The following is a 14498-nucleotide window of genomic DNA, read 5'->3' on the forward strand; positions in this document are numbered from 1 at the left end:
CAGCCTCAATAGCCGGGGTTTTGTTCCAATGATGGGTTGGTGCGCAGCTCGCTTTCGGGAATGGGCATCAGCAAGTATTTGGGATCGAACGTCAGGGAACCGCCACCCTCTTCCGGGCGAGCCAGAAATGCGTCCATGATGATGGTCGCCTGCTCGGGGCCTTGCCGTACAATGTCAAACCACCGCAGTGCCTCACAGGCAAATTCTAGCCGGCGCTCGTTGAATAAAGAATCCCGGAAGGCCTGCTGGTCGGGTATATCTGCGCCTGTCAAACTGTCCAGTCCGGCGCGGCTGCGTACCGTGTTGAGCAGGGCAAAGGCTGCACCATCGGCCTCATATCCCCCTTCATTCAGTACCTCGGCATACATCAGTTGGACGTCCGTAATGCGGAGCACCGGGAAATTAACGTCGTTATCTGTATTGTTGATCGGCGCCGTACCGTGTGAGAATTTCACAAAGAGCTGTGTCACGCTGTCCACGACGTTGTTGACCGTTGTATAACCTTTTTGGATTGTGATGTCACGCCGCACATCCGTGGTGTCATACGCTTGGTAAAGGTCATCGGATACCGCCACCCAAGTGGATCTTCCGCCCTGCGGAAACTGCGGGGAACGCAGGTTTTCGGGCACGAGGGAATATACCAGTGGGTTCCCCTGGTTTATCAGCCCCGTGGTGTACTGGATTTGGAAGACATGTTCCGAACCATTGTCCTGGGTATTTACAAAGCAGTTGATGAACTCCGGATAGGGGCTCAGGCCTTCATAGGCCAGTATTTCCTCCAGCAGCGGGCGGGCAGCATCGTAATTGCCCGTGTAAAGGTGCATGCGGGCCAGTATGCCTTTTGCGGCATAGCGCGTAGCGCGACCCAGGTTGTCGCCTCCCTGGTTTTCGGGAAGCACCTCCACCGCCGCTTCCAGATCAGCCGCCGCAAAGGCAAATGTTTCCTCTTGGGAGCTGCGGCTTACCGCAATCACCTCGCCAGCAGCCATCGTGCGATCGATTAGGGGCATACCCCCAAACAGCCAGCCGAGCTGGAAGTAGCAGAAGCCTCGGATGAAGCGTGTCTCACCGCGCATGATGGTGCGTACATTCTCGTCCGGGAAATCCCCCTCGTCAATCTGGTCCAGGATGTTATTGGTGCGGTTGATCACCGCCCAATAGGCACCCCATACACCCAATATCAAATCGTCCCCAGCAGTAAAACCAAATCGTGCCACCGGAAGATTTGCGGTGTTCTGTTGCGTATTGACATTGTCACTGAGGCTTTCCACCAACATGGGATAGTCAAAGCCGTGCACACTGCGCAACCCGCCGTAAGCACCGAACAGTGCTTGGCGGAAGTCATTCACCGACTGGTAAAAGTCCGCCGCATTATAGTCGGATTCTGGCGTCAGCTGCAGATCCTTGTTACACCCCCATGCCACCAGTAAAGTAAAGGCCAATCGTACAATTCGTGTTTTTTTCATGACTGTCTAAGTGTTGGCGGTTTAAAAAGAGACATTAACTCCCATCGTAAAGCGCTTGGATATCGGGTATCCGCCGTAATCCGTGCCCGGTTGCGTATTTTCAGATGTGCCCCCACCACCGGTGTTATTTGCTTCTGGGTTGGAGCCCGGGTACCTAGTAAAAGTGTGGAGGTTATCCGCCATGATGTATAGGCGTATCGCGCCGACGTTCCATTTCTTGAGCACGGAATTTGCGAAGTTATAGCCCAGCGTCACATTGCGTATCCGTACGAAGGTCGCGTCGTAGATCCACGTGTCGTTATATACCGGGTTTACCCCCACCACGCTGGGTGTCTCGCCGTCCCAGCTCATGTCTATCCCTATGGGAATATTGCCTTGGAAGCGCTGAGGCTTGTAGGCATGGAGCCAATCGCGGTATTGGTTGGTGCCTTCACCCAGTCCGTTGTTGAAGCCCCGCCTGCCGAGATAAAAAAGGTCACCGCCCTGTTGCCCCTGAATGTCGAAGCTGAAATCAAAACCCTTATAACCCAAACGGCTGGATAGCCCCCAGAGGAAGTCCGGCTGCGCATTGCCCACAATGGTATGGTCCTGCTCGTTGATTACGCCATCTCCATTCCGATCCACGATGCGGATATTGCCTTCCAGCTGCCCATTGACGACGGGTACCAAGGCATTGCCTTCGGCGTCAAAATGTTCTGGCAGGAGCACTCCGTCTGTCTGGTACATGAAAAAGCTGCCGATAGGCTGGCCTACGATTGTTGCATAGGCGTTGAAGTCGTTGAGTGTGCTCAATTGGATGATCTCATTGATCCCGGGAGCAAGTGAGCGAACGCGGTTGTTGTTTTTGGAAAAGTTGAGCGAAGTCGTCCAGGTAAACGCCTCGTTCTTGATATTTTCAGTCGTCAGCTGCAGCTCGAAGCCCCGGTTGGTCACCTCCCCGATGTTGCTGCGTATGGTAGAAAATCCGCTTACGCGACTGGTTGGCACGTTGAGCAGCAGATTGGAAGTCTTGTTGAAGTATGCGTCGGCGGTGAGCTGGATGCGGTTGTCCAAAAGCCAAAAATCCAAGCCGATATCGCGCGATAGGGTGGTCTCCCAGCTCAAGTTTTCATTGGCGATATTGCTCGGCACCAAGCCGATCACGCGTTTACCATTGAGGTTATAGTCCTGCCTGCCCAGGAGCGAAATGTGCTCATAGTTGCCGATGCGGTCGTTACCAGCCTTACCGACAGAACCCCGTATTTTGAGCAAGGACAGCCATTCCACCTCGTTCAGAAAGGGCTCGCTATTGATTTTCCAGCCCGCGGATACCGCAGGGAAGAGGCCCCATTTATTGTTTGAGCCAAACCGTGATGACCCATCGTAGCGTGCACTGGCCGAAATCAAGTACCGATCCAGCCATTGGTACTGCACGCGCCCGAAAAACGAAGCCGTTGCACTCTCGCCGATGGTGGTACTGGCCAGCAACGGGTTGTTGGCATTGTTCAGCGTGGGTAGCAGATCATTGGGGTAGCCATCGCCAGATGCTGCCAGGATATCCTGGCGGATAAATTCATACTGCTGGCCGCCCAGGATTTCCAAGATGTGGTCATCACCGAGGTATGGACGGTAGGTGGCCGTGTTCTGTATACTAAAGGTGCCATTATCCGTGCTTGACGCATATCCGATTGCCTGCGCCCCGGGGTTGACATTGGCGGGAACGAACTCATTGTAGGCCGCATGCGCAAAGATGTAACCCAATTGGGTGCGCAGCGTCAGCGTCTCGATGGGCTTGTATTCGGCAAAGCTGTTGAGTTGTATTTCATTCGCCCTGGAACGGGCCGCCATCTCCCGCAGGCGGGCGAGCGGATTGACATACGTTTGTGCGGGGGAGAAGCCGGTTGCCACGGTGTTTTCGTCGATGCCCACCACCGGTGGCATGGCCAGGGCGTAATGTGCATTGCTTTCTTTGCCATCGGTATTGGGGTCGTTCATGATGTTGAACGATGTGGCCACGTTGGCCCCGAGACGCCATTTGTTGCCGATATCGAAACTCGTGTTGGCCCGTAAATTATAGCGCTCAAATCCGGTGTGCTGCATCACCCCGTCCTGGCGGAGGTACGATCCCGAGAGCAGAAACGTGCCTACTTCGCCGCCGCCTGATACCGTCAGGGCATAGTTTTGCATGGGCGCATTGTGGTACACGATATCCTGCCAGTTGTTGTCGGGCAGGGATGCCGGATTGAGGTAGCTTTCCGGATATTGAAATTCTGCTGGCCGGCCAGTGAGTGGGAGGGTGAGGTCGCCCCCGGCTTGCTGGAACCGCGAGTCCCGCAGGTAGCGAATGTATGCGGTATATTCCTGCGTATTCATCATGGGCAGGAAACGATCCACCTCTTGGTAGCCCGTATAGGCGCTGGCGTCCACTTTGGTTTTCCCCTCAGCCCCTTCTTTGGTCGTGATCACAATAACGCCATTGCCACCCCGGGCCCCATAGATTGCCGCCGAAGCGGCATCTTTCAGCACCTCCATGGACGCAATATCCCGTGGATTTACGTTACGCATGTGATCTTGCTGAATCCCGTCAATCACATATAGGGGGTTGCTGGAAGCCGTGATGGAATTGATGCCTCTTATTTTGATGTTTGCCGCTTTCCCCGGCCCCCCGGTGCTTTGGCTCACGCGTACACCGGCGATTTTGCCGGCAATACCGTCTTCGGTATTGGTGATGGCGTTGTTTTGGAATGCACTGCCCTCAAGTGAGCTCACGGCACCCGTGAGGTTCTCCCGACGCACGGTGCCATATCCAATGACAACCACCTCTTCCAGCGTCTCGGCTTCGGAGGGAATGAGGATGATGGTCTGTCCATTGGCCACGCTCATTGGCATTTCAAACGGCTCGAAACCGAGCATCGAAAAAAGAAGCATAGTCGCCGAATCTGTAGGCGATCGGATCTCGAATCCCCCTTGTTCATCAGACTGTGTCCCTATTTCTGAACCCTTTATGTTGATGGTCACGCCAGCAAGCGGCGTTCCCTTGTCGTCGGTGACCTTACCCTTTACCACCCGCTGTGTTGTATCGGATAAAGCCGTGTCCCGTTTAATCGTGTCCTGTTGAATGGTTTGTTGGCTGAAAATCAGGAGGGACGCAGCATGGCTTTCTAAATCGCCACCAAGGAACAACATACAGCAACTGACGCCCCAGAGCACTTGCGGGCAAACACGTTTTTTCATAGCCGTCTAAATTATTTTTCAACCATTGCCTTCCAACGGTTGTCTAGCGTATGCGTTTGTTTTCAAAGGTATGCTGGACAAACTAATATACAGCGTTGGGATAGGTTTTGTTTTAGAAAACAAACATATGTGTGTGGGAGAGCACGCCCATCAAGGGATGGACATGCTATTTATTGCCTGTTCAGTCGCGCTTCTTCCAGATCAAGGTTGTGTTCTAAATCCCGGATTACTTCATCATCATACCGTTTTTCTTCCGCGATTCGGTGCAGTTCGGTGCGGCGCAATTCCAATATCTCAAGTGCGATTTTCTTCTGAAGGCGCCTCACCGAGACCAGTTCTTCTTTTTTGAGATCCTCGTTTAGGGCCAGTTCGGTCGCTTGGATACTGCGGACAAACTGTTCCCTGACCCGTGCAATTGTTTCATGTGTGGCCATCTCTTGGCCATAGTGGGTGTCAAGGTGTACAATGGCCTGCTTGGCCAGCCTTAGCCGGATAGACTCCACTTGGTCTTCAATGGGGATTACGTCATCGATTTCCTTCACGTTGAGCAGACGGAGAAATACCGGCAGGGTGAGCCCTTGGAATACGAGGGTGACCAAGATGACAACGAAGGTAATGAACAGAATCAAGTTGCGCTGGGGGAATGGTTCGCCATTGGCCATGAGTGGAATAGCGAGCGCCGAAGCCAGGGAGACTACGCCGCGCATACCGGCCCAGCCGATGATAAAGGGGAGCTTTAATCCGGGGCTGCGTTCGCGCTTGCGTATGGTGGGGCTCAACCAACGGGGTAAGTAATCCATCAGATAGACCATCACAATACGGATAACGATAACAATAGCGGATATCAGCAACGCATATTGGATGGCCTCTTCCTTGGAATAATCACCCAACCCCTGCATGATGACAGGCAATTCCAATCCGATGAGGATGAATACAAACCCATTGAGGAGAAAACCTACGGTTTCCCATACCTCCTTAGTCTGCATGCGGGTATGGTAGTTGAGGTAATCCTTGGAGCGGAAAGATAAGAATAGCCCACCGCTCACTACGGCGAGTACGCCAGACCATTCCAGTTCTTCGGCCACGATATACATGATGTAGGGTGCAATGAGGGTGATGGGCGTGGTGATGCTGGATGACCGCGCCCAGTAGCGCAGGATGAAATACAGCAGGTGGCCGATGACCAGTCCTACGAATACCCCCATCACGGCCAGCACCATAAACTCAACGGCTGCCTCCTGTATGACGAACTGGCCGGTGATGACCGCTGCCACTGCGAAGCGGAATACCGTGAGGGATGCGGCATCATTTACCAAGCTTTCGCCCTCCAGGGTGGCAATGCCCCGACGGGGCATGACGAGACCTTTCAAGACGGAGGTTGCTGCTACAGCATCAGGCGGGGAAATAATTCCACCAAGCAAAAAGCCCAGGGCAAGTGTAAATCCCGGGATGATATTGACCGAAAAATAGGCAATAGCCAGGGATGTGACAAATACCATCCCAAATCCCATTAGCAGGATGGAACGTTTCCATCGCCAGAAATTATTCCATGAGGTATACCAAGCGGCTTCGAACAGCAAGGGCGGCAGAAAAATTAGAAAAATCATGTCGGGATCGACAACGATGCTCGGAATCCCCGGAATGAAACTTATTCCGAGGCCTCCGATGACCAAGAATATTGGATAAGAGATATTAATGCGCTGGCTGAGCAGGTAAAGTAGCGCCATTGCGAAGAACAGCGCCAGTATGAGGAGCAGTTGGTGTTCGATCATGGCGGCAAAAATACATTTTTCTAAACAAACAACCGCTTGATGCGGGTATTGGGTATTGGTTTAAGGCGAAGAAAGCGTAGCCGTTACAGGGGAATCATTTCTAATTTCTTCCGTTGCCCGTTGGATGAGCCAGTCTCCTTCCTTAATATCGCCGAATATTTCGGTCCGGTCTGCCGTGGTATTTCCCTTGGTGATTGGTACCCAAACGGCTTTATTGTCTTCTACCTTAATGACAAATATACCCTGCGTACTGTTTAAAACAGCAGATGAAGGTACGGCAAAACCATTGGCAAGGCCACCGAGCGGGATATGCACCTCGGCCACCATACCGGGCAATAATTGTTTTTGGTTATTGTTTACGTCTATCTCGATACGTTGGGAGCGTAGCCGGGTATCCAGGGCTCCTGCTAATCGGCTCACGCTAGCCGTGAACGGCTGGCTGGGAAGGGATTTGACGGTGAACGTCACTTCGCCGTTTTTCTGGAGGTAGCCGGTGTACGACTCCGGAACGCTAACCACCAACCGGAGATGCTGGTGATCCTGCAAGGTGAAAATAGGTGCCTCCGAGCCACGTCCCGAAGGCCCCACATAGGCTCCGGCGCTCACATTGCGGGCCGTGATGACACCGCTGAAGGGCGCACGTATTTCCAGGTAATTGCGTATGTCGGTCACCTCGGTATGGGCGGCTTTAGCAGCTTCCAGCTGGGCGAGATCGGCGTTCTGGCGGGCTAAAGCAAGATCCAAATCGTTTTGCGATACCGTGCCGGGGGTCTTGCTGGTTTGCACCAGCCGCTCATATGTGGCCTTGCTGGCCAAGTAGGTAGCTTCTTGTGATTTGAGCCGTGATGCCGCACCTAATAACTGCGAATTGAGCTCGGGGGCCTCCAGCGTAGCCAGCAGCTGCCCAGTTTGCACCTCGCTGCCGACGTCTGCATGCAGTGTTTTGATAAAGCTGCTCACCTTGGCGTACAGATCGACTTGTTGGTAGGCAATCAATTCCCCTGGTATTTTGAGTGTTGATGAAAGGCGCTCCGGTTTCAACTCAAATGCCGCAATCGACGGTGCCGCTTCTGCTTCAACGGCTAATTCACCGGACTCGCCCTCCGCATTCGAGGAACCACAGGCCTGCCAAATAGCGGCGGTCGCGACCAGTGTGATTATGGGAACAATTCTAATGCTCATGTTTCGACTGAATATAATGTTTACTTTCTTCATCTTCCGGATCCAAGGACACACTTTGAGTAGAGGTCCGTGCTTGGCCCCAACCGAATACAAGGGGCAGAATAAATAATGCTGCTATCGTGGAAGCGGCCAGCCCCCCGATAACTGCGCGGCCCAACGGCGAAGATTGGTCCCCTCCCTCGCCATGCCCGATGGCCATAGGGATCATCCCGGCAATCATCGCCAAAGCCGTCATCAGGATGGGTCGCATCCGTAATGCCGCTGCTTCACGGGCGGCCAACAATGCATCCCCGCTATGCTTGCGGAGTTGCTCCGCGTTGGTAATGAGCAGGACGGCATTGGATATGGACACACCTACCGACATGATCATCCCCATATACGATTGGAGATTCAATGTAGACCCTGTAGCCATCAATAGGAGCAACGAACCGACAATTACGGCCGGCACCGTAGCCAGTACGATTCCCGATACGATAAACGACTGGAAATTGGCCGCCAGCATTAAGAAGATAACCACGATAGCGACAATCAGCCCGTTTTCCAAACTGCTCATCGTATCATCCAATGTTTGGCTCAATCCGATCAACTCTATACTGAGCCCACGGGGCAGTTCGCCCAATGAAGCCAAGGCGGCTTTTACACCTTTTGAGGCGGTGTTCAAATCCACATCGTTGAGGTTGGCTGTAACGGATAACATGGGGAGTGCCCCTAAGTTGTCATTTTCACCGTTGGTGGTGCCGGTAGTGATTGTCGCCACGTCGCCGAGCACCGGACGCGTACTGTTGCTGAGCAGCGGTATCTCTGCAATATCGTCGATGCTGGACATCTGGCTCTCAGGTACTTGTACCTGTACGCTGTAGCTATAACCAGCTTCTTGATCTACCCATGTGCTCTTTTCCGTAAAGCGAGAGGAGGATGTGGCCGCGATGAGTGAGCGGCTTACGTCGGTCATGTCCAATCCAAGCTGTGCAGCTCGTACGCGATCAACCTCGATATTGATAGCCGGGTAGTTGATGGATTGACCCAATTGCACATCCCTAAGATAAGGTATAGCAGCGAGTTTATCTATGACGTGTTGGGCGTATTCGCGGCTCAATGCCTTGTCTCGTCCGGACAACCGTACCTCGATGGGCGTGGGCGATCCTTGGCTGAGTATTTTTTCTGTAAGTTCGATGGGTTCAAACGAAAGTTTTACTCCCGGTAAATCTTTTTCCAACTGGTTGCGGATACGATCCTTTAGCGCATCCAGATCCGTTTGATAGTGTTCGGACAACGCCACCTGGATTACCGCCTCATGGGGTTGAGCCATCCATAAGAAAATTGGACTGATGGAAAACAACGACGGGTGGTTGCCCACGTAGGCAGATGTAATGGAAATATGCTCCGCGCCGACAATCCCTTTGATAGCCGCTATGGCATCGAGTGTAGTTTTTTCGGTATGTTCGATACGGGTACCTTCCTCCCCGCGCAAGCGCACCTGGAACTGGCGCCCGTTTACTTTGGGCAATACGTCCCGGCCGATGCTGGCCATGAGTAGTGTCGCTACACCGCAAACAACCAAAATATAGGTGCCAACGATTGGCTTGCGGTAGGGCATCATCCGTTCGATAAACCGGAGGTAGCGCATGCGCAAGCGCTCGAAGAAGCTCACCTTGCCGTCACGGTTGCTGTCTTCCCGTTCCACCAATACTTTCTTTTGATTCCAGGTGTCTTCTTCACCCTCGGCATCCAGGCCCGAAGCCGCAAACTCCTCCGCGTCGCTCATGATCTGCCCACGGTTGTTTTTATGATGCTTGGCCTTCATGATCCAATTGGCCATCACCGGCACAAACGTCTGCGCCAAAAAGTAAGAAACAATCATGCTGAAGCCGATAGCGAGCGCCAAAGGTAGGAATAAGGATCCCGGTATACCACCCATCGTAAATGCCGGAGCAAACACGGCGAGGATACAGAGTAGGATGAGCAATTTGGGAAATGCGATTTCTTTACAAGCATCCCAGATGGCCAAGGCCTTTGGCTTGCCCATATCCAGGTGCTGGTGTATATTTTCAATCGTGACGGTACTTTCATCCACCAAGATGCCGATTGCTAAAGCGAGTCCGCTGAGTGTCATGATGTTGATGGTCTGTCCAAAAAGGCTGAGAAACAAGACCCCAGAAATGATCGACGTTGGAATGGTAAGGATGACAATCAATGCACCTCGCAGATCACCTAAAAACAGGATGACCATCAGACCCGTAAGGATAGCTCCGATAGCTCCTTCGGTGAGCAAGCTTTTCACCGAATTGATGACATAAGTGGATTGGTCAAACTCGTAACTTAGTTGGACGTCTTCGGGGAGCTGACTTTGTATGGTGGACATTGCCTTTTTCAAGTTTTGTACGACTTCCCAAGTAGAGGCATCGGCACTTTTGGACACGTTGAGGTATACCGAGCGTCGGCCATTGACCAATGCATATCCTGCAGTGACGTCAGCTCCGTCTTCTACCGAAGCCACATCGCGGAGGTAGAGGTTGGATACCCCGCCCTTGAAAAGGGGAACGTTTTCAAAATCCTTTATATCGCGGATCAATGTATTTGTGGGCGTGATGTAGTTTTTATCGCCCACGCGGACATTGCCCGAAGGAGACGTTTGGTTGTTGAACCGCAGTGCGGCGACCAATTGGTCCGGCGACAGGTTGTGGGAGCGTAATCGTTCGGGATCTACTTTGATGACCACCGTGCGTACATTGCCTCCGAAGGGTGGTGGTGCTACGAGACCCGGAATCTGCGTAAAGGATGCCCGCACATAAACGTTTGCCAAATTAGCCAAATCATTGTTATTGCGTGTAGCACTGCTTAGTACCAATTGGCCGACAGGGAGTGTAGACGCGTCAAACCGGATAATGAATGGCGGGTTTGAGCCTGCCGGAAATACCGCTTGGATGCGGTTGGCAAATCCGGTAAGTTCAGCTGCCGCCTGTGCCATATTGGTGCCGGGATAAAAGTTGATTTTCATCAACGTGAGGCCCTGGATATTCTTGGTTTCAATGCTCTTAATGCCATTGACAAACAGCATGATATTGATATATTGTTTGCCAAACATCGCCTCCATCTGGTCAGGTGTGTAACCTGCAAACGGATGGGAAAGGTAAATGACCGGCAAATCAAGTTTCGGAAAAATATCCACCTTGATGGTGCTGGTCGCCTTAATGCCAAAGAAAAACAGGCCAGCTACGACGACGAGAATGGTAATGGGCTTACGGAGTGCAAAACGGATTAAATTCATAGACGGCTATAGTTCTATAGTTCATTCATAAAAAGACCAAAATCTCCCGCAGCGGCGGCTTTGAGGAGGAAAGCTTGCCATACATTATTGTAGGCGATATCCCGGTCGGTTTCTGCACGGACCAACGCATACAGCGCTTGGGTGACATCGACTAAGTTGGCTAAGCCGTTGTTGTATAGCACACTTCGCTGCTGGTAAGCTTCCGCTGCAGCGTCTACCTGTATGGGTGCTTCCCGGTAGTTTTCCAGCGCGTTCGTGATCTTTACATCGGCCAGGTGCAATTGGGTCGAAAGCTGCTGGTTGGCCAGCTGGTATTCTTCTTGTAAGCCCTTGGAAATGAGTTTTTGGGCTTTTACCTGCGCTGCAACGCGTGATACCTGGGTGATATTCCAGGTGATGCCCAGTCCCAGCAGGTAATTGGTGCGGGTGGGATTTACGCCATCCCAATAGTTTTGGGTGTATGCGCGTTGGTTCTGTGCATAATTGCTGGAAAATCCGGAGGCTCGCGTTTGCAATACGCCCACCAGCGACACGGTGGGGAGGCCGAGTGTTTTCAAGTACTTCGCTTGCCGGTCACTGAAGTCGACCCGGCTTTTATACCACTGTAGTTCAGGATGCTGCGACAATGCCGAATCGCCCACCGCTTCGCCCAAAATATTGGGAATGCGGCTGACAAAAAAGGTGTCAAGCTGAAATTCCGTAGGCTCCACGCCCATCAGCACAGCAAGCTGGGTGGCTTGTTCTTGCTCCAGGTCCTGGGCTTTGACCAATGTGATGTGTGCGTTGGAAACTTCCGCATTGGCTTGGGAGGAGTCCACGCCAGCGATGAGCCCGTTCAAGGCTCGGACCACCGTAACTCGGCGGAAGGTATCCGCCCGGGCCAAGTTTTTGCGATAGGATTCCGTGAGCCGTTGCGCGGCTAATAAGTTGAGGTAAGCCGCAGCTACCTTCACGCGGTGCTGGAATAATTCCTGCTGATAATCCTGTTGGTCGCGCACGGCGGCGGCTTCCGCCGTCTTAATCCGCTCTTGTGCACGGCCGAAGGCGAAAACGTCCCAATTGATGTTGCCTAAATACAAAGCCCCGAATGCCGAATTCCAATTCTGGTCGGGCAGGGGCAATCCAGAGGAGCTTACCCCTAGCCCCCCGAACCCGTACGACGGCCCATTTTGTCCGTTGACCGTACCGTAGACCTGTTGGGCAGACAACGAAAAGTTGGGCAGGTAATCCCGCTTGGCTTGTGAAACTGCTGCGTCTGCTGCCGCTGCATAGGCGGCTTTGGCTTTAATTCGTCCGTAATTGTCTGCTGCAATTTGGATAGCTTGCTTGAGGGAAAGTGGCTGCTGTGCCTGCAAGGGACAACGGAAACCTGTTAAAATGCATGTAAATAACAGCAAATAACGAGAAATAAATCGCATAGTTGACCGGATGTAAAGTATCTGCTTGTATAAGGCAAATATACCGCACTATTTTGAAGCAATTTTGAAGAAATGTTTAAGATAGCAAACAACTACGTAACAAAAATGTATAGGGTTTGCGATTAAGCGTCGGCAAATACTTCGGTTTTGCGCACTTGCACCTTATTCGGATCAAATATGACGGATAGGCAATGCCAGCCGTCGGCATAACGGTAACCGACATCAAAACCGCTGATTTCACAAATTTGTTTGACAATGGCCAGGCCCAAGCCAATGCCATCACTGCTCTGGTTATTTTTCTTGAACCGGAGGAAGAGCTCATCTGTGGGTGTTTTTGGTGGGGTGCCTGTATTGCGGACGACCAGTTTTTCCGACGTGAGGCTCACTTCAATCTGGCCTTTTTGGATATTGTGCCGGATGGCGTTGTGTAGCAGGTTGTTGAGTAGGATTTCGGCCAATGTCGGGTGTAATCTTACGTACACATCTTTATTGACCTGTTTTTGTACAGTCAGCGATTTCAGTTGGATAAGTTCCTGATAGGCCGAGAGCGTACTGGTGGTAAGCCTGCACAAACGGATATGTTCGGCGGGATCAAACTCATGGTTTTCCAATTTGGTGAGCAGCAAAAGCGAACGGTTGATACGCGACAATTTTTCTACGGAATGCTGCATCTCGGCTATCAATTGGGCCTGATCCGCATGTATCGGTGTATTGGCCAAAAGATCCAGCTTGCTGCGGATCACGGCCAGCGGAGTTTGCAGTTCGTGCGATGCGTTCTCGCTGAATTCTTTGAGCGAGGCATAGTCTTCACCGATTTTTTCGGTCATCTTTTGCAGGAGCGTATTCAGTTCTTGAAATTCCTTGATGCTTGTCTGCGGAAAATCGAGTTTGTTTTTTTGTGTTAAACTGAAAGACTGGATGGTTTTGAGCGTTTGGTAAAACGGCTTCAGCGTGTATCCGGATACGATGTGTGCCGTAAGTGCGACGCAACAGATCACCAGTATCATCTTCCAGATGACACCGCTCATCATCCCGGCCAGGACTTGCCTGGCTTTGATCACATAATCGTGCGATGCAATGAGGTAGTTGGAACCTCCGATTTCATAATAGGAGGTAACCGTAAGCTGGCATTCTTCTCGTTGCAAATCTTCGTTAAAGTAATTTTCTTCTTTCACCTGAATACGTTCGTCGGGAAGGGGTCCGGTTATTTTTGACACATGGATAGGTCTTCCTTGAGCGTATTTTTCATGCGGGATGCCCTGCTTGAGCTGTGAGGCCACCAGATCATTAACATGCGAAAGCCGCTCGACTTCCGCTTCGTCTATTTTCTTTCGGATATGATATTGGCTGATGGTCATACTGATAGGGGTAGTGAGAATCAGTATGCCAACGAACCACAGCGTGAATTTGTTAACCAATTTCATACTTCTCTGCATTGAATTTATACCCCAATCCGTACACGGTATCGATGTAGTCCCGTCCGCCCAACTGATTGATTTTTTTTCGCAGGTTTTTGATGTGCTGGTACACGAAGTCAAAATTAGGGAGACTGTCGATGTAGTCGCCCCAAAGATGGATGGCGATGGCTTGACGGGACAATACCCGGTTTTTGTTGACGATGAAGTAGAGCAACAGCTCAAATTCCTTGCGGGTAATGTCGAGCAACGTACCGTTTACACGTGCCTCAAACGAATCCGTATTGACGGAAAACTCATGGAATGTAATCGTATTGCTGCCACCCAATTGTTTCCTGCGGTAGATTGCGCGCAGGCGGGCATGCAGTTCCGATAGGTGGAAGGGTTTGGTCAGGTAGTCGTCTGCCCCTCCTTCAAGGCCGTTGATCTTGTCATCAAGGGCATTCTTTGCAGAAATGATCAATACACCGCTTTTGATGTCGTCGGCCTTGATGCGGCTAAGCAATTCGAGACCATTCCCATCGGGAAGCATGATATCCAGCAGAACGCAGTCGTATGAAAACAGGAGGAGCTTTTCCCAGGCTTCCGAAAATCCTTGGGCGATTTCACAGATGTATCCCTCCTGTGCCATGAGGTCGTAAATACTACCTGCGAGTTCGTTATTGTCTTCGATGACAAGGACTTTCATGATGAAGCAAAGATAATATAGAAATTTGAATTAATCTTGAATTACCACGCACAAACATAAGCGATCGTCGGTTGTT

The 14498-nt window shown here is 51.7% G+C and carries 8 protein-coding genes; all 8 read right to left on the minus strand.

The window, feature by feature from the left end; all coding sequences use genetic code 11:
• Positions 1-5: 5 nt before the first annotated feature.
• Positions 6-1466: a RagB/SusD family nutrient uptake outer membrane protein gene (locus BMW65_RS14485; protein WP_090606399.1), complete on the minus strand. Its 1461-nt coding sequence runs from the start codon at positions 1464-1466 to the stop codon at positions 6-8.
• Between the two features lie 21 nt (positions 1467-1487).
• Positions 1488-4679, minus strand: a complete 3192-nt coding sequence (locus BMW65_RS14490) for a SusC/RagA family TonB-linked outer membrane protein (RefSeq protein WP_090606401.1) — start codon at positions 4677-4679, stop codon at positions 1488-1490.
• Between the two features lie 170 nt (positions 4680-4849).
• The gene (locus BMW65_RS14495) at positions 4850-6451 is read right to left on the minus strand and encodes a Na+/H+ antiporter (RefSeq protein WP_090606403.1); all 1602 of its coding nucleotides are present in this window, start codon (positions 6449-6451) and stop codon (positions 4850-4852) included.
• Between the two features lie 60 nt (positions 6452-6511).
• A complete protein-coding gene (locus BMW65_RS14500) occupies positions 6512-7633 on the minus strand; it encodes an efflux RND transporter periplasmic adaptor subunit (protein ID WP_218145417.1) in 1122 nt (373 codons plus the stop codon).
• The gene (locus tag BMW65_RS14505; RefSeq protein ID WP_090606407.1) at positions 7623-10901 is read right to left on the minus strand and encodes an efflux RND transporter permease subunit; all 3279 of its coding nucleotides are present in this window, start codon (positions 10899-10901) and stop codon (positions 7623-7625) included. The genes BMW65_RS14500 and BMW65_RS14505 overlap by 11 nt, the downstream gene beginning before the upstream one ends.
• Before the next feature lie 14 nt (positions 10902-10915).
• On the minus strand, positions 10916-12256 hold the full coding sequence (locus BMW65_RS14510) for a TolC family protein (protein ID WP_245747649.1): 1341 nt from the start codon (positions 12254-12256) through the stop codon (positions 10916-10918).
• Positions 12257-12441: 185 nt separating this feature from the next.
• A complete protein-coding gene (locus BMW65_RS14515) occupies positions 12442-13743 on the minus strand; it encodes a sensor histidine kinase (protein WP_177181141.1) in 1302 nt (433 codons plus the stop codon).
• Positions 13730-14422 (minus strand): response regulator transcription factor, encoded by a 693-nt coding sequence (locus tag BMW65_RS14520; protein ID WP_090606413.1) that lies wholly within the window; start codon positions 14420-14422, stop codon positions 13730-13732. Before BMW65_RS14520 ends, BMW65_RS14515 begins: the two co-directional genes overlap by 14 nt.
• Positions 14423-14498: the final 76 nt, after the last annotated feature.

Origin of the sequence: Parapedobacter koreensis (assembly GCF_900109365.1) — a bacterium.
Taxonomy (GTDB): domain Bacteria; phylum Bacteroidota; class Bacteroidia; order Sphingobacteriales; family Sphingobacteriaceae; genus Parapedobacter; species Parapedobacter koreensis.